Genomic DNA, 19608 nt, shown 5'->3' on the forward strand with positions numbered 1-19608 from the left:
GATGAGCGCCGAGGCCGAGGCGATCACCCACCGCCGGGTGCTGAACATCGCGATCCCGATCGTGATCTCGAACGCCACGGTGCCGATCCTCGGCGCGGTGGATACCGGCGTGGTCGGCCAGATGGGCCTTGCCGCGCCGATCGGTGCGGTGGGGATCGGCGCGATCATCATCTCCTCGCTCTACTGGTTCTTCGGCTTCCTGCGCATGGGCACCACCGGGCTGGTCGGCCAGGCGCTGGGCGCGGGACGGCAGGCCGAGGCGGTGGCGATCCTGTCGCGGGCGATCCTCGCCGGGGCGCTGGGCGGCGCGCTGATCCTGCTGTTGCAGGTGCCGCTGTTCTGGGCCGCCTTCCGCCTTTCGCCGGCCTCGGACGAGGTCGAGGCGATGGCGCGGTCCTACATGGCGATCCGGGTCTGGTCGGCGCCGGCGGCCATCGCCATCTTCGGCGTCACCGGCTGGCTGATCGCGCAGGAGCGCACCCGCGGGGTGCTGGTGCTGCAGCTCTGGATGAACGGGCTGAACATCGGGCTGGACCTCTGGTTCGTGCTGGGCCTGGGCTGGGGCGTCGAGGGCGTGGCCTTCGCCACCTTCCTCGCCGAGTGGAGCGGGCTGGCGCTGGCGCTCTGGCTTTGCCGCGATGCCTTCCGCACGCCCTGGTGGCGCGATCCGGACCGGGTCTTCGATGGCGCGCGGCTGCTGCGGATGCTGGCGGTCAATGCCGATATCATGATCCGCTCGCTGCTGCTGATGTCGATCTTCGTCTCCTTTCTCTTCGTCGGCGCGCGCTTCGGCGACGTGACGCTGGCGGCGAACCAGGTGCTGCTGCAGTTCATCGAGATCACCGCCTATGCGCTGGACGGGTTCGCCTTCGCCGCCGAGGCGCTGGTGGGGCAGGCGGTGGGCGCGGCCAGCGTGGCGCGGCTGCGCCGCTCGATCCGCATCGCCACGCTCTGGTCGCTGGCGGGCACGGTGGTGCTGACGCTGGTCTTCGCCGGCGCGGGCGGTGCGATCATCGACCTGATGGCCAAGGCCCCCGAGGTGCAGGCCGAGGCGCGCGCCTACCTGCCCTGGATGCTGGCGGTGCCGCTGCTGGGCATCGCGAGCTGGATGTTCGACGGCATCTTCATCGGCGCCACCCGCACCGCGGACATGCGCAACATGGCGGTGCTCTCGACCGCGATCTACGTGCTGGCGGCGCTGCTGCTGGTGCCGGCCTGGGGCAACCACGGGCTCTGGGCGGCCTTCCTGATCTCCTTCGTCGCCCGCGGCCTGACCCTGGCCGCGCGCTATCCGGCGCTGGAGCGGGCGACGGCGGCCGGGGCGCTCTGAGAGGCGAGGGCGTCCGAACGGATGTGTCGCCTGGGGGCGCTGCCCCCGCCGCGCCTGCGGCGCGACTCCCCTGGAGATATTTATGAAGAAGAGAAATCAGGGGCGCGGCGCGGGATGGCGGCGCGGCGCTGGATGCAGGAAGGGCGGCCCGGTGAGCGGCCGCCCTTTTCGTTTTCCGGTCGGGGCGGGGCCCCGTGCGGTCAGCCGAAGACCTTGGTCAGGGCCTTGTCCACCGCGCCGGTGATCTGGTCGATGTCGTCGCTGGTCGAGATCAGCGCCGGCGAGAAGCAGAGCGTGTTGTTCTTGCCCGGCACCGAGCGGTTGGTGACGCCGATGATGACGCCCTGGGCACCGCATTCGCCGACCACGGCCTGGGCCAGCTTCTCGGCCACCGGCTGGCGGGTCTGGCGGTCGGCGACCAGCTCGGCGCCGCAGAACAGGCCCTTGCCGCGCACTTCGCCGATGACCTTGTGCTTGTCCATCAGCTCGGCCAGGTTCTCCATCATCCGCGCGCCCATGGCGGTGGTGTTCTCGAGCAGGTTCTCCTCCTCGATGATCGCCAGGTTCTCGAGCGCCGCCGCCGGTCCGGCGGTGCAGCCGCCGAAGGTCGAGATGTCGCGGAAGTAGTTCAGCGGGTCCTCGGCATTGTCCTTGAACGGGTCGAAGACGTCCTCGGTGGTCACCAGGCAGGCGATGGCGGCATAGCCCGAGGCGACGCCCTTGGCCATGGTCACCATGTCCGGCTTGATGCCGTAGTGCTGGTAGCCGAACCAGGTGCCGGTCCGGCCGACGCCGCAGACCACCTCGTCGATGTGGATCAGCACGCCGTATTTCGCGCAGATCTCCTGCACCCGCTCCCAGTAGCCGTCCGGCGGCGTGATGACGCCGCCGCCGGCGGTGACGGGTTCGAGGCAGATCGAGCCGACCGTGTCCGGGCCCTCGGCGAGGATCACCTTCTCGATCTGGTCGGCGGCCCAGAGACCGTAGTTCTCCTTCGGCGCGCCCTCCTGTTCGAAGGCGCGGTATTCCAGGCAGTGCGGCACCCGCACGAAGCCCGGCGCGAAGGGTCCGTATTGCGCGTTGCGCTCGTCCTGGCCGCCGGCCGAGAGGGCGCCGATGGTGGTGCCGTGATAGTCGCGGTCACGGTAGAGCACCTTGTATTTCTTGCCGCCGAACTTCTTGTGGGCGAGCTGGCGCACCATCTTGAAGGCCTTCTCGTTGGCCTCGGAGCCGGAGTTGGTGTAATAGACCCGCTTCATGCCCGGCATCTTCGAGATCAGCTTCTCGGAGAAGAGCGCGCCGGGGATCGAACCGGCGGAACCGGCGAAGTAGTTCAGCTTGATGAGCTGGTCGCGCACCGCGTTGGCGATCCGCTCGCGGCCGTAGCCGACGTTGACCGTCCAGACGCCGCCCGAGACGGCGTCGAGGAATTCGCGGCCGTTCTGGTCCCAGACCCGCATGCCCTTGCCCTCGACGATGATGCGGGGGTCGGAGGTCTCGTAGGGCTTGTGCTGGCTCAGGTGGTGCCAGACGTGGGCCTTGTCGGCCTCCACCACATGGCTGATGTCGTTTTCGCTGAATGTGCCGTGCATGGCGCGGGCCTTTCGGAAAGTAGGGAACGGGAGGAGCCATGCCTCGGGACAGGCTGGGAGTCCAGGCTGGCTGCTCATTGCATCAATGCCAGAAAACCGGTCGCGTTATAGGGCCAGATGGTTATGTCACATAGGTCCAAACATGGGGGCATTTCCAGAGATTTGCCCCGAGGGGGGGTGGCAAAATGCTGAACTGGCTGGAAAAATCCGACCGAAGGCTGGCCGCGGTGGCGGCGATCTGTTGCGAAGAGTCGGATAATGCACAGAAAAATGATTGATCGGGGGGGCGATTTCAGGTCGGATCGTGGGCGACTGCCGGCCCGTCGTGGCCGGAAGCGACATGCCCCGAAGCGGCGCCAGACCGCAGGGGCCGAACACATGCCGCGCAAGCGGATCAACAGGGAGACGACCGAGATGACACTCAAGAACCGACTGATGGGCGCCGTGGCCGGGGCCGCGATGATGGCCGCCGCGGCGCCGGCGATGGCCGATATCACCGTGGGCTACTTCCTCGAATGGCCGATGCCCTTCGAATACGCCAAGGTGATGGGCACCTATGACAAGGAGCTGGGCACCACGGTGAACTGGGTCAGCTTCGACACCGGCACCGCGATGAGCGCGGCCATGGCCTCGGGCGACGTGCAGCTGAGCGTGAGCCAGGGCGTGCCGCCCTTCGTGGTCGCCACCTCGGCGGGGCAGGACCTGCAGATCGTCGACGTGGCGGTCTCCTATGCCGACAACGACAACTGCGTGGTGGCGAGCGGGCTGGAGATCGACAAGACCAATGCCGGGGAACTCGCCGGCAAGAAGGTCGCCGTGCCGCTGGGCACCGCCGCGCACTATGGCTTCCTCAAGCAGATGGACCATTTCGGCATCGACCTCGCCAGCCTCGAGATCGTCGACATGGCACCGGCCGAGGGCGCCGCCGCGCTGGCGCAGGGCAGCGTCGACATGGCCTGCGGCTGGGGCGGGGCGCTGCGCCGGTCCAAGGAGCATGGCAACGTGCTGCTGACCGGGGCCGAGAAGGAGGAACTGGGCATCCTGGTCTTCGACGTGACCAGCGCGCCGGCCGCCTTCGTGGCCGAGAACGGCGACCTGGTGGCCAAGTTCCTCAAGGTGACGGCCGATGCCAACGCCATGTGGGCCGACGAGAGCAAGCGCGCCGAGATGCTGCCGGTGATCGCCAAGGACGCCGGCATGGACGAACAGGCCACCGCCGAGACGCTGGCCACCTTCGTCTTCCCGACCGTCGACGACCAGCTTGGCGCCAAGTGGCTGGGCGGCGGCGCGCAGGAGTTCATGAAGGGCGTGGCCGATGTCTTCGTCTCGGCCGGCTCGATCCCGGCGGCGAAGCCCAGCTACGAGGGCAACGTCAACCTCGGGCCGCTGAAGGCCGCGCAGGGCATGTGACCCGGACCGCCGGGCGGGCATTGCCCGTCCGGCCCCATCGGGCGGTCCAAAAGTCTTGCAAGACTTTTGGCAAAACTTTTTCAAAAGTTTTGCGCCGCGCGGATTTTCCCCGGAGACGGAACGATGAGCGGACTCGCGATCGAAAACATATCCATGCGCTTCGACCTTCCCGGCGGCGCATCGGTGCAGGCGCTGAAGGACGTCTCGCTGACCCTCGCGCCCGGCGAGCTGCTGAGCGTTCTCGGCCCCTCGGGCTGCGGCAAGACCACCCTGCTCAACATCGTCGCGGGTTTCCTCGCGCCGACCGAGGGGCGCATCGTGCTGAACGGCCACGAGGTCAAGGGTCCCGACGCCGAGCGCGGCATGGTGTTCCAGCAGGGCGCGCTGTTTGAGTGGATGAACGTGCGCGAGAACGTCGGTTTCGGCCCCTCGATGAAGGGGATGCCGGCGGCGGAGAAGCGGCAGATCGTCGATCACCTGCTCGAGGTCGTCGGGCTGAAGGACTTCAAGGAGAAGGCGGTCTACGAGCTGTCGGGCGGCATGCAGCAGCGGGTGGCGCTGGCGCGCTGCCTCGCCAACGACCCGGACGTGATCCTAATGGACGAACCGCTCGGCGCGCTCGACGCGTTGACGCGCGAGAAGATGCAGAGCCTGGTGCTCAAGCTCTGGAAGGAGACCGGCAAGACCATCATCCTCATCACCCACTCGGTCGAGGAGGCGCTGCTGCTGGGCGAGCGGCTGCTGGTGATGGCGCCGCGCCCCGGCCGCATCCACAAGGAATACCGCCTGCCCTTTGCCGAACTGGGCGTGGGCAAGGACCTGCGCCAGGTCAAGAAGCACCCGGATTTCGCCCGCACCCGCGAGGAGATCCTGGGCATGATCTGGGACATGGAGGAAGAGATCATGGGCCAGCCGGGCGCGGGGGAGTGAGGCAATGATCATCAGCGATCTCGGCCAGGAACTGGCGCAACTGGGGCTTGGCCTCTTGCGGGCGCTGCCCTTCATGATCGGCTACGTGCTGCTGATCCTGCTCTTCGCGCTGGTCTGGCGGCTGGTGAAGCGCGCGCTGACGCCCAGGCGCGATTTCACCTCGCTCAAGACCGTGACCTTCGGCGACGAAAGCGCGGTGGTCTCGAACACCGTCGCCTCGGTGATCTCGGTGGTGGTGGTCTTCCTGCTCTGGGGCGCCTTCACCGGATCGGCGCTGCTGCCCCGCTTCCTGCATGCGCCGGGGCCCTTCATCGGGCAGGGCAGCTTCACCTACACGGTCGAGGCGGCGGACGGGCGGCGCGACGATGCGCGGGTCGACGTGACCGTCTACGACAAGGACGGCGTGGTCGATCCGGCCGCGGTTGCCCCCGGCGAGGGCATCGCCAAGGACGATTCGATCGCGCTGCAGGCCTATCGCAGCAAGCTGCTGCTCTGGGACGCCAACGACGAGGTGACGCGCAAGGACGGCGCGAGGATCGTCGCCATCGACGGCAAGCCGGTCGGCCCCGGCGGCGAGGTCGAGACCGCCATCGGACGCGTCGCGGTGACCGACAAGGGCACGCTGAACGTGGTGCCGGCGCAGGGGATGCAGATGGAGGAGATCTGGCTGCCCGCCCCCGAGGCGGTCTGGCACCGGCTCATCACCATCTGGCGCGACGGCTACCAGAACGTGACCCTGGCCGAGCACCTCAGCTACTCGCTGTTCCGCGTCGTCGTCGGCTTCCTGCTGGGCGCCATCGTCGGCATCCCGCTGGGCTATGCCATGGGGCTGTCGGACTGGTTCCGCGGCTGGTTCGACCCGATTGTCGAATTCATGCGGCCGGTGCCGCCGCTGGCGCTGATCCCGCTGGTGATCATCTGGGCGGGGATCGGCGAGCAGGGCAAGATCATCCTGCTGTTCCTCGCCGCGCTCTGGATCATGGCGATTGCCGCGCGCTCGGGGGTCTCGGGGGTGAAGATATCGAAGGTGCACGCGGCCTATTCGCTGGGGGCAAGCAAGGTGCAGATCCTGCGCCATGTCATCATCCCCAACTCGCTGCCCGAGATCTTCACCGGCGCGCGGGTGGCGATGGGGGTCTGCTGGGGCACGGTGGTGGCGGCCGAACTGGTGGCGGCCGAGAAGGGCATCGGCAAGATGATCGTGGCGGCGGCCAAGTTCCAGTCGACCGATATCGTCATCATGGGGATCATCCTGATCGGGGTGATCGGCTTCGGGATCGACCTGCTGATGCGCTGGGCCGAGCGGATCCTGGTGCCCTGGAAGGGCAAGGGCTGAAGTCGCGCGGCGACGGGCGGCGGCGGGGTGAACCCCGCCCTACGCCTCGTCCCGGCCTTGCCCGGTGAACGCGCCTGCGGCGCGTGGCCTTCGGCGAGGATATTTCCGGCAAAAGGAAGCTGCAGGCGTTCAGAGCGGTTTCAGCCCGTATCCCGCCGCTTCGAGCCTTGCGCGCAGCCCGCGCGCGATGGCCAGCGCCTCGGGGCCGTCGCCATGCAGGCAGATGGTGTCGATCCGCGTCGGGATGCGCTGGCCCGAGACCGCGATGATCGCCTGTTCCTCCAGCATCTGCAGGATGCGCTCGGCCGCGAAGCCGGGGTCGTGGATCATCGCGCCGGGCAGCTTGCGGTCGACCAGCGTGGCGTCGTCGTTATAGGCGCGGTCCGAGAAGATCTCGCCGGCCCAGTTGCAGCCCAGCGCGCGCACCACCTTCTCCTGCGCGGTGGCGGCCAGCACCATGATGACGATGTCCGGGTCGACCTTCAGCGCCGCCTCGTAGCAGACCCGCGCCATCTCGGCATCCTCCGAGGCCATGTTCGACAGCGCGCCATGCAGCTTGAGGTGGCGCACGTGCCCGCCCGCGGCCCTGGCCATCGCCTGGGCCGCGCCCAGCTGGTAGGTCACCAGGTTGGCGAGTTCGGAATGGCTGAGCGGAATGCGCCTGCGCCCGAAGCCCTGCAGGTCGGCAAAACCGGGATGCGCGCCGATGCCCACGCCGTTCTCCACCGCCAGCCGCATCGTCTTCGCCATGGTATCGGCGTCGCCGGCGTGCCAGCCGCAGGCGATATTGGCCGAGGTGACGATCTTCAGCAGGCTGGCGTCGTCGCCCATCGGCCAGGGGCCGAAGCTTTCGCCCATGTCGGCGTTGAGGTCGATGGTCTTCATGGGATGTCCTTTCGGTCGAGGTCGTCGCCCCGCGTCATGCCGCCGATCAGCTGGTAGCCGAGCAGGTCGGGAATGTCGCGCGGGTCGCGGATCAGCGGGCGCACGCGTTTTCGCAACGCGCGCAGGCGGGTGTCGTCGCTCTGCCAGAGCGCATCGGCCTCTTCCAGCGGCACCAGCGCCAGCCGCAGCCCGGCGCCCATCGGCGCCTGGGCGATCTTCGGCAGGTCGTCGGGCAGCACGGTGCCCAGCCGGGGATAGCCGCCGATGGTCTGGCATTCGGCCATCAGCACGAAGGGAATGCCCTCGCCGATCATCTGCACGTCGCCCGTCAGGATGAAATCCGAGGCGAGCCCCTTGGCCCCGGCGGCAGGGAAGGGGTCGCCCTCGTGGTCGAGGCGGATGCCCTGGCGGTTGGCCTGGGCCGAACGGGTGAAGGCGGTGGCCTGGATCCGCTCCAGCGTCGCGGCATCGAACAACCCGGTCTGCGGGCCTGGCATCAGCCGCAGGGTGCCGCCGGCAAAGCGCGGCTCGGGGTCAAGCGTCTGTGCCGGGGCATTCGGCGCCGGGTCGGGGCCGAGCGGCAGGCTCTCGCCCGCCGCCAGCGGCCGGCCGACGCCGATCACCAGATGCGCGGCGCGGCTGCCGAGCCATTCCGGCGTGGCGATGCCGCCCGCCGGGGTGAGATAGCCATAGATCCCGGCGGTGGCGCCGCCCACCTCCAGCATCTGCCCCGGCAGCAGCAGCAGCGACGAGGGCCAGGGCAACGGCGCGCCGTCCAGCGCCGCCTTCATCGGCGCGCCGGTCAGCGCGATGCGCATCGGTGTATCGGTCGAGAAGCGTCCGCCCATCGAGGCCATCTCGATCGCCGGGACCACGGCGGGCAGGCCCAGCAGGGCGGCGGCCTCGAACAACGCCAGCCGGTCGGCCGCGCCGCCGGGCGAGAGGCCCTCGGAGAGGTGGCCGGGGCGGCCGAGGTCCTGCACGCTCAGCGCCGGTCCGGCCCGGTGGATCGTCAGCCGGGCCATGCCACACCCCTGATTTCTCTTCTTTCCAAATACTCCCGCGACAATCGCCGCCCCGCGACTCCCCCAGGCAAAGGCGCTTCCTCTCCCCCTCGGGGGGAGGGGAGAGGGGAGGGGGCTCCCCCGCCCCGGATCACGACACCACCTCGCATGTCGCGCCGCCGATCCCCTCGGCATCCTCCAGCGCGGCCATCTCCGCCTCCGACACCCGCACCAGCCGCATCGCATCGCCCGGACGCAGCAGGAAAGGTTCCGCGCGGGCCTGCAGGAAGGGGCGGAAGGCGGTGCGCCCGATCCGGCGCCAGCCGGTGGCGCTGTCGGCGGGGAAGACCACCAACTGGCGCACCGCCGCGGCGACGGTGCCGGCGGGCACCTGTTTGGTCAGCTGCGGCTGGCGCGGCACGTCCCAGTCGGGCGGCAGCAGGCCGAGATAGGGCAGGCCGGCGGTGAAGCCGATGGCGAGCACGCGCAGGTCGGTGCCGGTGGCCTCCTCGACCAGCCGCGTCTCGGAGATGCCGGCGAGCTCCGCGAATTCCGCCAGCTGCGGCCCGGCCTCGCCGCCGAAGGCCACCGGGACGCTCCAGCGCCGTGGCGGCGCGGGCAGCGGCGCGGCGAGCCAATCGCGCGACCGGGCGCGCTGGGCGAGCAGTTCCGCCAGCGCCGCGCGGCCCAGCCGGGCGGGATCGAAGCGCACCAGCACCGAGGTCAGCGAGGGCACCGTCTCGATTGTGCCTTCGGGCAGGGTCCCGCGCATCGCGGCGGCGAAGGCCAGCACCGCCCCGGCGGCCTCCGAGGAGGGCGTGCGCGAGAAGCGCACCAGCACGCCGTCCTGTCCCAGCGGCAGGACTTCCGGCCCGGTTGCCTCGATCACGCTCATGCCTGCTCAACTCCCTTCGTCAGATGCCACACTCGCCAATGTCTGCCGCTTTGTCGATGGGATGCCGACAGGCGGCCATCGGCGCATTCGATCATGGCGATATACAAGCGCGAATTTCTCCCTGTAGAATTGTCCCACGGAGGGCCCGCACGACACCCGGAGACAACCGGGATGCGCCCATGCGGGCAAGACAACAGTGGAGGAGAACCACATGACCATCACGAAACTGCTCGCGCGGACCCTGTCCGGCGCGGTGCTGGCGGCGGGCATCGCCCTGCCGGCGCTGGCCTTCGAGCCCGAGTCGCCCGAATGCATCGCCCCGGCCAACCCCGGCGGCGGATGGGACTTCACCTGCCGGCAGGTGGGCAAGTCGCTGCAGGACCTGGGCCTGATCGGCAAGACCATGCAGGTGGTGAACCTCGCCGGTGGCGGCGGAGGCGTGGCCTTTGCAGAGGTGGTGAACAAGCGCAACGATTCGAACGACCTGCTGGTCGCCGCCTCCTCGGCCACCGCGACACGGCTGGCGCAGGGGGCCTATCCGGGCAACACCCGCGACCAGGTGCGCTGGGTCGCCAGCGTCGGCGCCGATTACGGCGTGATCGCCGTGGCCAAGGATTCGCCCATCAACACGCTGCCCGAGCTGCTGGACAAGATGAAGGCCGACCCGCGCTCGGTCGCCGTGGCGGGCGGTTCCGCCGTGGGCGGCTGGGACCACCTCAAGGTGCTGATCGCGGCCAAGAGCTATGGCATCGACGATGTGCGGCAGGTGAAATACATCGCCTTCGACGGCGGCGGCGAGGCGGTGACGCAGCTGCTGGCCGGTTCGGTCCAGGCCTTCACCGGCGATATTTCCGAGGCCAAGGGCTTTGTCGATTCCGGCGATATCAAGGTTCTGGCGGTTCTGGCGCCCGAGCGGCTGCCGGGCGAGTTCGACAAGTTTCCGACCGCCAGGGAGCAGGGCGTCGACGCCATCGGCGCCAACTGGCGCGGCTTCTACGCGCCGGGCGGCATGAGCGATGACGCCTATGCCTTCTGGGTCGACTCGGTCGGCAAGCTCTACGACTCGCAGGAGTGGAAGGACGTGATGGCGGCCAACGGCATGGCCCCGCTCGACCTGCGCGGCGCGGACTTCCAGAAGTTCGTGTCGGATTCGGTGGAATCGATCACCGCGATCTCCAAGGAAATCGGCATCATCAAGTAAGCCGGACCCGAGCGGGGGCGGCACGTATCGCCCCCGCCAACCTTCCCGCAACAGGGGGACAGCATGAGCGACCGTATCTTCGGCGGCCTGGGCCTTGCCCTGGCGCTCTTCTTCATCTGGCAGGCGACGCTGATCGAGGAGAGCTTCATCTCCGACGTCGTCGGGCCCAAGGTCTTTCCGATCATCATCGGCGTGCTGATGGCGCTGGCCTCGGTCTGGTTCATCCTGCGCCCCGATGCCGAGCCGACCTGGCCGGGGCGCGGCCGCCTGCTCGAGATCGCGGCGGCGGTGATCGTCATGGTACTCTACGCCGAGCTGCTGCCGGTCGCGGGCTTCCTGATCGCCACCGCCGTGGCCTCGGCCTACCTGACCTGGCGGCTGGGCACCGCGCCGCTGCAATCGCTCGTGGTGGGCCTCTGCATCTCGGGCGGCATCTACATCGTCTTCCGCGTGATCCTCGGCCTTTCGCTGGCCAAGGGTCCGCTCGGCTTCTGAGGAGCGGCACGCATGGAAACCCTGGCATCCCTCGGCGACGGATTTGTCGTCGCCTTCACCCTGCAGAACCTGGGCCTCGCCCTGATCGGCTGCTTTCTCGGCACCATCATGGGCGCGCTGCCGGGGCTTGGCCCGTCGAACGGCGTGGCGATCCTGATCCCGCTGGCCTTCACACTGGGCCTTGGCCCGACGCCGGCGCTGATCCTGCTCACATCGGTCTATTACGGGGCGATGTACGGCGGGCGGATCAGCTCGATCCTGCTCAACATTCCCGGCGACGAACCGGCGCTGATGACCACGCTCGACGGCTATCCGATGGCGCGCAAGGGTCAGGCCGGCGAGGCGCTGGCGATCTCGGGCGTGGCCTCCTTCGTCGGCGCTTTCCTCGCGACCTGGGGGCTGGTCTTCCTGGCCCCGCAGCTGGTCAAGGTGGCGCTGCTCTTCGGGCCGGCCGAGTATTTCGCGCTGTTCACGCTGGCCTTCGCCACGCTGGGCGGCATCTCCTCGACCAACCAGGCCAAGGCCGCCTTCGCGGCGGCGCTGGGGCTTGGCATCGCGATGATCGGCGTCGACGGGCAGACCGGCGTGCCGCGCTTCTCCTTCGGCGAGGTGCATCTCTACGACGGGATCGACTTCCTGGTCGCCATCGTCGGGCTCTTCGCGCTGTCCGAGGTGCTGATCTTCCTCGAACACCGGGGCGAGGCCACCGGCGCGGAGGCGGCGAAGAAGATCGAGATTGGCCGCATCACGCCCTCGTGGGAGATGCTGAAATACTGCACGCCGACGATGCTGCGCACCTCGTTCCTCGGCTTCATCGCCGGGGTGCTGCCGGGGGCGGGGGCCTCGCTCGGCTCGTTCATCTCCTACTCGATGGAGAAGCGGCTGGTCGACAAGGAGGGCACCTTCGGCAAGGGCGACCCGCGCGGCGTGGCCGCGCCCGAGGCGGGCAACAACGCTGCCGCCGGGGGCGCTCTGGTGCCGATGCTGGCGCTGGGCGTGCCGGGGTCGGGCACCACGGCGGTGCTGCTGGCGGTGCTGCTGGCGCTCAACATCACGCCGGGTCCGCTGCTGTTCGCGCAGAACCCCGACGTGGTCTGGGGGCTGATCGCGGCACTGTTCATCGGGAACTTCATGCTGCTGGCGATGAACATCCCGATGGTGGGCCTGTTCACCCGCATCCTGCTGGTGCCGCCGCGCATCCTGATGCCGGTGGTGGCGATGGTCAGCTTCGTCGGGATCTACGGAATCTCCGGGTCGAGTTTCGACTTGCTGGTGATGGTGGTCTTCGGCGTCATGGGCTGGGGCCTGCGCAAGCTCGACGTGCCGCTGGTGCCGATCATCCTGGGCATCCTGCTCGGCAATCGAATGGAAGCTGATCTTCGTCGCGCCCTGACGATTTCGGATGGTGACTGGTCTGCGCTCGTCGCGTCGCCACTTTCCATCGGGCTCTGGGCGGTGGCGGTCATCGGGTTCATCCTGCCCATCGTCTTCGGCCGCGTGGTCAAGGCGCGGATGCGGATGGCGCGGGACAAGGCCGGCTCGACCAGCGACTGAGCTGTCGGCGCGCGGCTGTCCAGGGGGGCGAATTCCTGCAAGGAATTCGGACCGGTTTCCTTGGAGGAAACCGGGTCACGCGATGATGTAGCGCAGCCCCTGGAACCCGGCGCGCAGCTCTTTCGTGCGCGCGGCCAGGCTGGCGGGGTCGTTGGCCCGCAGCCCCTCGGCGATCAGCGCCGCCAGCGCCGGCGCATCGGCGGGTGTCACGCCGCGACGCACCAGTTCCGGCGTGCCGATGCGCAGCCCGTTCAGGTCGCCGGCCACCGGCGCTGTCGGCAGCCCGATGCCGCAGGCGAGGAAGCCCGCGCGGCGCAGCGTCTTCGACGCCGCCTGCCCTCCGCCGAACTCGGCCGCCAGCAGCGCGAACTGGTGCGACCGCGTCGCGCGGCCGCCGGCTTTGAACAGCGGCAGCCCCTGCGCCTCCAGCGCCTCGGCCAGCGCGCCCGCCAGCTCTACCATCGCCCCGGCATAGGCCGCGCCGTGTTCGACCCAATCGAGCAGCGAGATCGCCAGCGCCGCCGACTTCGCGGCATCGAAGTTCGCGGTCATGCCCGGAAAGGCGATATGGTCGAGCCGCTCGGCGATCTCGGCGTCATTGGTCACGATCAGCCCGCCTGCAGGCCCGCCGAGGCTCTTGTAGGTGCTCATCGTCATCAGATGCGCGCCCTGCTCCAGCGGGTTCGGCCAGGCGCCCCCGGCGATGATCCCGCATTGATGCGCGGCGTCGAACAGCACCCTGGCCCCGACCTCGTCGGCAATGGCGCGGATCTCGGCCACCGGATGCGGCACCAGGTTCAGGCTGCCGCCCACGGTGATGACCTTCGGCCTCACCTCCCGCGCCAGCGCGCGCAGGGCGGGCAGGTCGACCGTGTAGCCGTCCGCATCGACCGGCGCGGCATGGGTCTGCAAGCCGTAGAGCCCCGCGCAGCCCGCCTTGTGGTGGGTGACATGCCCGCCGATCACGTCCGGCGGCGCGATGATCGCGTCACCGGGCCGCGCCAGAGCCATGAAGCCGTAGAGGTTCGCCAGCGCCCCCGAGGCCACCCGGATCTCGGCAAAGCGCGCGCCGAACACCCGCGCGGCCAGTTCGGCGCAGATCACCTCGATCTCCTCGATCGCCTCCAGCCCCATCTCGTATTTGTCGCCGGGGTAGCCCAGCGAGGGCCGGCTCCCCAGCCCCGCCGCCAGTGCCGCCTCGGCGCGCGGGTTCATCACGTTGGTCGCCGGGTTGAGGTTGAAGCACTCGAGGTCATGGATCTCGCGGTTCCGCGCGATCAGCGCCTCGATCCGGGCATTGGTGGCCGCCGATGTGGCGGCGGCGGTTTCGGCGGCGATCGACTGGACGCGGGCTTCGCAGGGCGCGGGCACCCAGGCGCGGGGGGCGAGGTGGGACATCGGGGCAAACTCCATTGGCTGAGGGCAACAGAACATCGACCCGGCTTGCGGACAAACCAGTTTTGCTGAAATCTAGGCTCAGGAAAACTGAGTCTCAGATGGCCGTCAAACCCCCCGGACCCCGCCAGCCCCCGCTCAACGCCCTGCGCGCCTTCGAAGCGGCGGCGCGGCTTGGCGGCTTCGCGGCGGCGGCGGAAGAGCTGAACGTCACGCCCGGCGCGATCTCGGCGCATGTCAAGGCGCTGGAAACCGAGCTTGGCGCCCGGCTGTTCGACCGCAACGCGCGGGGCCTTCAGCTCACCGGCCTCGGCGCCCGCGTGCTGCCCGCCTTCACCGAGGCCTTCGACCGGCTCGGGCAGGCGACCCAGACGCTCCGGGCCGAGGCCGCGCCCAACGTGGTGCATATCGCGGCGCTGCCCTCGGTCGCCCAGCTCTGGCTCTCGCCCCGGCTGCCGCGCCTGCGCGCCGAGGCGCCCGAGATCGAGATCTCGATCACCGCGATGGAGGCGCCGCCCAACCTCAAGCGCGCGCCCTACGATCTCTGCCTCTTCTTCGGCCCCGAGCCCGACGGGCGGCTGGCCGAAGACGTGATCTTCCCGGTCTGCGCTCCCGCGCTGGCCGAACAACTCCATCAGCCCGAGGATCTGAACCGCTTGCCCTGCCTCACCGATTCCACCTGGTCGGAGGACTGGCACCTCTGGGCGCAGCAGGCCGCGCCGGGCCTGCGGCTGGCCACGCGCGGGCCGGTCCTCTCGCTCTATGCGCTGGCGGTCGAGGAAACGGTCAACGGTGCCGGCGTGCTGATCGGCCACCAGGCGCTGATCGCGGGGCATCTCGAGGCCGGGACGCTGGTCGCGCCCTTCGATGCGCCGGTGCGCCTGCCGGGTGGTCTCAGGATGTCGAACCCGCGCCCATTGCGTGCCAATACGCCGGCGGGCCGCGTCGCCCGCTGGCTGCGGGACAGCGCCCCGGCCTAGACCAGGTAGCCGCCGTCGCTGTCGTCGCCGGCCTCGTCCATCAGCCGGCTGATGTCGGGCACCGAGACATGGCGCTTGCCTTCCAGGATGATCACGCCGTCACGCTTCAGCGCCGACATCTGCCGGCTCACCGTTTCCAGCGTCAGCCCGAGGTAATCGGCCATCGCCTCGCGCGTCAGCGGCAGCTCGAAGCTTGCCTCGACGCCCGGCGACAGGCCGGGTCGCGGGTCGCGGCGGGCGATGATCGCCAGCAGGCTCGCGATCTTCTCGCGCGCGGTCTTGCGGCCCAGCACCAGCATCCACTCGCGCGCGGCGTCCAGCTCGTCGAGCGTCATTTCCAGCAGGCGGTGCGCGATATGCGGCGTTTCCGCCATCATCTTCTCGAAGGGCTTCTTGCGGAAGCAGCACATCACCAGGTCGGTTGTCGCGGTGACGTCATAGGCCGATCCCTCGCGCCCGGGCCGCCCGACGAAATCCGACGGCAGCAGCAGGCCCACCATCTGGGTGCGCCCGTCCTCCATCGTCTGGGTCAGGGCCGCCACGCCGGCGACCACCGAGCCGACGAAATCCATCTTGTCATTCGACCAGACAATTGTCTGCCCGGCTTCGAAATTGCGGTAATACTTGATCGACTCCAGCCGCTCGAGTTCGTCGCTCTCGCAGCGGGCGCAGACGGCGCGGTGCCGGATCGGACATTCGCCGCATTTCACCAGGGTATTTTTCGCCAGCGTATTCACGGGAAGCCCAAGGGTTGATCTGCATCAAGGATGCATTCTGTTCGCCTCCGTAATTTGAAGGAATGATAACCAAAACGCAACTTGCAAGTCTGGGACTGTTCGACACACGGGTGCCCCGATACACCAGCTATCCGACCGCTCCGCAGTTCGGAACGCAGGTGGGCGCGGCACAGATGGGTGAATGGATCGCCAGCATCCGCCCCGGCAGCGAGATCTCGCTGTACGTGCATATTCCCTTCTGCCGCAGGCTTTGCTGGTTCTGCGCCTGCCGCACCCAGGGAACGCAGACGCTGGCGCCGGTGGCCGGCTACCTGGAGACGCTGAAGCAGGAGATCGCCCATCTTGGCACCGTCCTGCCCGAGGGCGTCACACTGTCGCGCCTGCATTGGGGCGGCGGCACACCGACCCTGCTCGACGCGCCGATGATGACCGAATTGGCCCAGGCCATCGCCGCCGTCGCGCCGCTGGCGCCGGGTGCCGAGTTCTCGGTCGAGATCGACCCGAACGAGATCGACGCGCGCCGGATGGACGCGCTGGCCGCCGCCGGGATGAACCGGGCCTCGATCGGGGTGCAGGACTTCGACCCGGCGATCCAGCAGGTGATCGGCCGCGACCAGAGCTATGAGATCACCCGCGACGCGGTCGAGCTGATCCGCGCGCGCGGGGTGCACAGCCTCAACGCCGACATCCTCTTCGGCCTGCCCGACCAGAATAACGCGAAAATCACCGAGAGCGTGCAGAAGCTGCTGTCGCTGAACCCCGACCGGGTGGCGCTCTACGGCTATGCCCACGTGCCCTGGATGGCGCGGCGGCAGAACATGATCCCCTCGGATTCGCTGCCCACGCCCGAGGCGCGGCTCGAGTTGTTCGAGACGGCGCGCCAGCTGTTCCTCTGGGATGGCTACGACGAGATCGGCATCGACCATTTCGCCCTGCCGAGCGACGGGCTCGCGGTGGCGCAGAAGATCGGCAAGCTGCGGCGCAACTTCCAGGGCTATACCGACGATACCTCCGAGGTGCTGATCGGGCTGGGCGCCTCGTCGATCTCGCGCTTTCCGCAGGGCTATGCACAGAACGCCCCGGCCACCTCGGCCCATACGGCGGCTGTGCGCGAGGGGCGCTTCTCGACCGCGCGGGGCCATGCCTTCGGTGGCGAGGACGCCATGCGCGCCCGGCTGATCGAGGCGCTGATGTGCGACTTCCGCATCGATGCGGCCGAGATCCTGTCGCGTTTCCCGATCACCCGCGCGGCGCTCGATGCGCTGTTCCAGCAGGTGAACCGCGAATTCGACGACATGCTGCGCCATGACGCCGGCGGGCTGGAGATTCCGGTGGAACTGCGCCCGCTCACCCGGCTGGTCGCGCGCAGCTTCGACGCCTACGGCATGGACCGCAGCCGCCATAGTGCTGCCATCTGACCCCGGCGGGCTTTGGGCGGCCAGGGCGCGGCGGGATGAATCCCGCCCTACGCCCGCGGTGGCCGGGTCAAGGCATTCGGCCCAAGACAGCCTTTGGACAGGGCGCCTCCCCTCCCCTCGAGGGAGGGGATGGGGGAGGGGGCAACCGACAGGCACGCATCCCTGTGGATGGGGAAAATCCGCGCCCGAAAAACCACTCCCAGACAAAGTGACGGGAAATCAACAGCTTGACCCCCCGTTCTAGCTAGGACACCTGGAAAACCCTGCCTCTGAGGGCCTAAAGCGCCGCCGCCAGCCGGGTGCCCTGGTCGATTGCCCGCTTGGCATCCAACTCGGCCGCGACATCGGCGCCGCCGATCACATGCGGGCTCAGCCCCCGCTCGATCAGCGCATCCGCCAGGCTCCGCTCGGACAGCTGCCCGGCGCAGAGCACCACCGTATCGGCCTCGATCAGCCGCGGGTTCTCGCGCGCCGCGCCGAAGCTGACGTGCAGCCCCGCGCCGTCGATTCGCTCGTAGTTCACGCCGCCGACGAAATCGACGCCCTTCATCTGCAGGGCCGCGCGGTGGATCCAGCCGGTGGTCTTGCCCAGGTCGCGCCCGTGCCGGGTGGTCTTGCGCTGGAGAAGCGTGATTGCCCGCGCCGGCGGTTCGGGCTGCGGCCCCTCGGGCGCCAGCCCGGCGCGGTGCAGGGCAGGGTCGGTCACGCCCCATTCCTTCATCCAGAGCGGCAGATCCTCGGTGGGGCTCACGCCCTCATGCGCGAGATACTCGGCCACGTCGAAGCCGATCCCCCCGGCACCGATCACCGCGACCCGCTTGCCGACCGGGGCATGGCCGCGCAGCACGTCGATATAGGTGAGCACGTTGGCGCCATCCTCGCCCGGGATCGCCGGATCGCGCGGCACCACGCCGGTTGCGATCACCACCTCGTCGAAGCCCGCCAGGTCGTCGGCATCGGCGCGCGTTTCCAGGGCGACGTTCACGCCCGCATCCTCCAGCATCAACCGGTACCAGTCGACCAGGCCCTTGAATTCCTCCTTGCCGGGGATCTGCTTGGCCATGTTCAGCTGTCCGCCGATCTCGCCCGAGGCCTCGAAGAGCGTCACCGCATGACCGCGCCGCGCGGCGGTGATCGCTGTGGCCAGGCCCGCCGGCCCGGCGCCGACCACGGCCACGGTCTTCTTCACCGCCGCCGGCCCGATCACCAGCTCGGTCTCGTTGCAGGCCTGCGGGTTGACCAGGCAGGTGGTCAGCTTGCCGCCGAAGGTGTGATCCAGGCAGGCCTGGTTGCAGCCGATGCAGGGCGCAATTCTGGCGCCTTCGCCGCGCGCCGCCTTGGCGACGAAATGCGCGTCGGCCAGGAAGGGGCGGGCCATCGAGACCATGTCGGCGCAGCCCTCGGCCAGCACCTGTTCGGCCACCTCGGGGGTGTTGATCCGGTTCGAGGTGATGACCGGGATCGAGACCTTGCCCATCAGCTTTTTCGTGACCCAGGCGAAGGCGGCGCGCGGCACGCTGGTGGCGATGGTCGGGATCCGCGCCTCGTGCCAGCCGATGCCGGTGTTGATGATGGTCGCGCCAGCCTTCTCGACCTCCTGCGCCAACTGCGCGACTTCGTCATGGCTCGAGCCGTTGGGCACCAGGTCTATCATCGAGAGGCGGAAGATGATGATGAAGTCGGGCCCCGTCGCCGCCCGCACGCGGCGCAGCACCTCGAGCGGGAAGCGCATCCGGTTCTCATAGGAGCCGCCCCAGCGGTCGGTCCGCTTGTTGGTATGGGTGACGAGGAACTGGTTCAGCAGGTAGCCTTCGGAGCCCATCACCTCGACCCCGTCATAGCCCGCCATCTGCGCCAGCCGCGCGGCATTGGCGAAATCGGCGATCTGCTTCTCGATGCCCTCCTCGTCGAGTTCGTTCGGCGGGAAGGGCGAGATCGGCGATTTGACCGGCGAGGGGGCGACGCATTTCGGGCCATATGCATAGCGGCCCGCGTGCAGGATCTGCATGGCGATCTTGCCGCCGGCCTCGTGCACCCGGTCGGTGATGATGCGGTGGTGTTGGACATCCTTTTCGGTGGTCATCATCGAGGCGCCGGGCATCACCGAGCCTTCGAGGTTCGGCCCGATGCCGCCCGTCACCATCAGCCCGACGCCGCCGCGCGCGCGTTCGGCATAGAACTCGGCCACCCGGTTCCAGTCGCGCGTCTCTTCCAGCCCGGTGTGCATCGACCCCATCAGCACGCGGTTCTTCAGCGTGGTGAAGCCGAGGTCCAAGGGCGCCAGAAGGTGCGGATATGTCGTCATGAGTCTCTCCCCCGATATCTGCGCGCAGCTTCGCGGGGCGCGGGCCGCTTGTCACTATATACGCGGCGTCAGCGGCACGCGCTTCGGTTTGCCGCAGGGTTGTTGGCGCGCCGGGTCGTAGTATCGTAGTGCAAATAGCCG

At 68.9% G+C, this 19608-nt stretch carries 16 protein-coding genes; 9 read left to right on the forward strand and 7 right to left on the reverse strand.

Translation table 11 applies throughout. The features are described from left to right. Window position 1: 1 nt before the first annotated feature. On the forward strand, window positions 2-1330 hold the full coding sequence (locus IE266_RS17785; RefSeq protein WP_189681463.1) for an MATE family efflux transporter: 1329 nt from the start codon (window positions 2-4) through the stop codon (window positions 1328-1330). Between the two features lie 200 nt (window positions 1331-1530). Here IE266_RS17785 and IE266_RS17790 read toward each other — a convergent pair whose 3' ends face one another. Further along, a complete protein-coding gene (locus IE266_RS17790) occupies window positions 1531-2922 on the reverse strand; it encodes an aminotransferase family protein (protein ID WP_189681464.1) in 1392 nt (463 codons plus the stop codon). A 414-nt stretch (window positions 2923-3336) separates the two neighbouring features. Between IE266_RS17790 and IE266_RS17795 the strand changes: the two genes are divergently transcribed. The 3 genes from IE266_RS17795 to IE266_RS17805 all read left to right on the forward strand — a co-directional run bounded on the left by IE266_RS17795 (window position 3337) and on the right by IE266_RS17805 (window position 6598). Then, the gene (locus IE266_RS17795; RefSeq protein WP_189681465.1) at window positions 3337-4332 is read left to right on the forward strand and encodes a taurine ABC transporter substrate-binding protein; all 996 of its coding nucleotides are present in this window, start codon (window positions 3337-3339) and stop codon (window positions 4330-4332) included. A gap of 123 nt (window positions 4333-4455) precedes the next feature. Next, a complete protein-coding gene (locus tag IE266_RS17800) occupies window positions 4456-5262 on the forward strand; it encodes a taurine ABC transporter ATP-binding protein (RefSeq protein ID WP_189681466.1) in 807 nt (268 codons plus the stop codon). Window positions 5263-5335: 73 nt separating this feature from the next. Continuing rightward, entirely contained in the window at window positions 5336-6598 is a 1263-nt protein-coding gene (locus IE266_RS17805; protein ID WP_189681550.1) for an ABC transporter permease, read from the forward strand. 129 nt (window positions 6599-6727) lie between these two features. Here IE266_RS17805 and IE266_RS17810 read toward each other — a convergent pair whose 3' ends face one another. The 3 genes from IE266_RS17810 to IE266_RS17820 form a co-directional block, all read right to left on the reverse strand. Next, complete coding sequence (locus tag IE266_RS17810; protein WP_189681467.1) at window positions 6728-7483, reverse strand: LamB/YcsF family protein; 756 nt, start codon at window positions 7481-7483, stop codon at window positions 6728-6730. Next, the gene (locus IE266_RS17815) at window positions 7480-8508 is read right to left on the reverse strand and encodes a 5-oxoprolinase subunit C family protein (RefSeq protein WP_189681468.1); all 1029 of its coding nucleotides are present in this window, start codon (window positions 8506-8508) and stop codon (window positions 7480-7482) included. The genes IE266_RS17810 and IE266_RS17815 overlap by 4 nt, the downstream gene beginning before the upstream one ends. Before the next feature lie 130 nt (window positions 8509-8638). Next, on the reverse strand, window positions 8639-9382 hold the full coding sequence (locus IE266_RS17820; protein WP_189681469.1) for a 5-oxoprolinase subunit B family protein: 744 nt from the start codon (window positions 9380-9382) through the stop codon (window positions 8639-8641). A 211-nt stretch (window positions 9383-9593) separates the two neighbouring features. Between IE266_RS17820 and IE266_RS17825 the strand changes: the two genes are divergently transcribed. From IE266_RS17825 to IE266_RS17835, 3 genes are all read left to right on the forward strand, one after another. Then, window positions 9594-10583, forward strand: a complete 990-nt coding sequence (locus tag IE266_RS17825) for a Bug family tripartite tricarboxylate transporter substrate binding protein (protein WP_189681470.1) — start codon at window positions 9594-9596, stop codon at window positions 10581-10583. 63 nt (window positions 10584-10646) lie between these two features. After that, entirely contained in the window at window positions 10647-11078 is a 432-nt protein-coding gene (locus tag IE266_RS17830) for a tripartite tricarboxylate transporter TctB family protein (protein ID WP_189681471.1), read from the forward strand. A gap of 12 nt (window positions 11079-11090) precedes the next feature. After that, on the forward strand, window positions 11091-12632 hold the full coding sequence (locus IE266_RS17835) for a tripartite tricarboxylate transporter permease (protein WP_189681472.1): 1542 nt from the start codon (window positions 11091-11093) through the stop codon (window positions 12630-12632). Window positions 12633-12707: 75 nt separating this feature from the next. Here IE266_RS17835 and glyA read toward each other — a convergent pair whose 3' ends face one another. Then, window positions 12708-14030: a serine hydroxymethyltransferase gene (gene glyA, locus IE266_RS17840; protein ID WP_189681473.1), complete on the reverse strand. Its 1323-nt coding sequence runs from the start codon at window positions 14028-14030 to the stop codon at window positions 12708-12710. 98 nt (window positions 14031-14128) lie between these two features. Between glyA and IE266_RS17845 the strand changes: the two genes are divergently transcribed. After that, on the forward strand, window positions 14129-15007 hold the full coding sequence (locus IE266_RS17845; RefSeq protein ID WP_189681474.1) for a LysR family transcriptional regulator: 879 nt from the start codon (window positions 14129-14131) through the stop codon (window positions 15005-15007). Here IE266_RS17845 and fnrL read toward each other — a convergent pair. Next, window positions 15004-15717 carry a transcriptional regulator FnrL gene (fnrL, locus tag IE266_RS17850; protein ID WP_308434608.1) on the reverse strand — a complete coding sequence of 238 codons (714 nt, stop codon included), beginning with the start codon at window positions 15715-15717 and terminating at the stop codon, window positions 15004-15006. The genes IE266_RS17845 and fnrL overlap by 4 nt on opposite strands. An 89-nt stretch (window positions 15718-15806) precedes the next feature. Here fnrL and hemN point away from each other — a divergent pair, with 89 nt between their 5' ends. Then, entirely contained in the window at window positions 15807-17162 is a 1356-nt protein-coding gene (gene hemN, locus IE266_RS17855) for an oxygen-independent coproporphyrinogen III oxidase (RefSeq protein WP_189681475.1), read from the forward strand. 277 nt (window positions 17163-17439) lie between these two features. On the opposite strand, the gene IE266_RS17860 is transcribed toward hemN, so the two are convergent. Continuing rightward, a complete protein-coding gene (locus IE266_RS17860; RefSeq protein WP_189681476.1) occupies window positions 17440-19467 on the reverse strand; it encodes an NADPH-dependent 2,4-dienoyl-CoA reductase in 2028 nt (675 codons plus the stop codon). Window positions 19468-19608: the final 141 nt, after the last annotated feature.

This window comes from Seohaeicola zhoushanensis, from assembly GCF_014656415.1.
In the GTDB taxonomy this organism is placed as follows: domain Bacteria; phylum Pseudomonadota; class Alphaproteobacteria; order Rhodobacterales; family Rhodobacteraceae; genus Seohaeicola_A; species Seohaeicola_A zhoushanensis.

Excerpts from the sequence above, each read along its gene's own strand:
- IE266_RS17800 (WP_189681466.1), top strand. The coding sequence starts at position 4,456 with ATGAGCGGACTCGCGATCGAAAACATATCCATGCGCTTCGACCTTCCC.
- IE266_RS17845 (WP_189681474.1), top strand. The coding sequence starts at position 14,129 with ATGGCCGTCAAACCCCCCGGACCCCGCCAGCCCCCGCTCAACGCCCTG.
- IE266_RS17860 (WP_189681476.1), bottom strand. The coding sequence starts at position 19,467 with ATGACGACATATCCGCACCTTCTGGCGCCCTTGGACCTCGGCTTCACC.
- IE266_RS17795 (WP_189681465.1), top strand. The coding sequence starts at position 3,337 with ATGACACTCAAGAACCGACTGATGGGCGCCGTGGCCGGGGCCGCGATG.
- IE266_RS17820 (WP_189681469.1), bottom strand. The coding sequence starts at position 9,382 with ATGAGCGTGATCGAGGCAACCGGGCCGGAAGTCCTGCCGCTGGGACAG.
- glyA (WP_189681473.1), bottom strand. The coding sequence starts at position 14,030 with ATGTCCCACCTCGCCCCCCGCGCCTGGGTGCCCGCGCCCTGCGAAGCC.
- IE266_RS17835 (WP_189681472.1), top strand. The coding sequence starts at position 11,091 with ATGGAAACCCTGGCATCCCTCGGCGACGGATTTGTCGTCGCCTTCACC.
- IE266_RS17810 (WP_189681467.1), bottom strand. The coding sequence starts at position 7,483 with ATGAAGACCATCGACCTCAACGCCGACATGGGCGAAAGCTTCGGCCCC.
- IE266_RS17815 (WP_189681468.1), bottom strand. The coding sequence starts at position 8,508 with ATGGCCCGGCTGACGATCCACCGGGCCGGACCGGCGCTGAGCGTGCAG.
- IE266_RS17785 (WP_189681463.1), top strand. The coding sequence starts at position 2 with ATGAGCGCCGAGGCCGAGGCGATCACCCACCGCCGGGTGCTGAACATC.
- hemN (WP_189681475.1), top strand. The coding sequence starts at position 15,807 with ATGATAACCAAAACGCAACTTGCAAGTCTGGGACTGTTCGACACACGG.
- IE266_RS17825 (WP_189681470.1), top strand. The coding sequence starts at position 9,594 with ATGACCATCACGAAACTGCTCGCGCGGACCCTGTCCGGCGCGGTGCTG.
- IE266_RS17830 (WP_189681471.1), top strand. The coding sequence starts at position 10,647 with ATGAGCGACCGTATCTTCGGCGGCCTGGGCCTTGCCCTGGCGCTCTTC.
- IE266_RS17805 (WP_189681550.1), top strand. The coding sequence starts at position 5,336 with ATGATCGGCTACGTGCTGCTGATCCTGCTCTTCGCGCTGGTCTGGCGG.
- IE266_RS17790 (WP_189681464.1), bottom strand. The coding sequence starts at position 2,922 with ATGCACGGCACATTCAGCGAAAACGACATCAGCCATGTGGTGGAGGCC.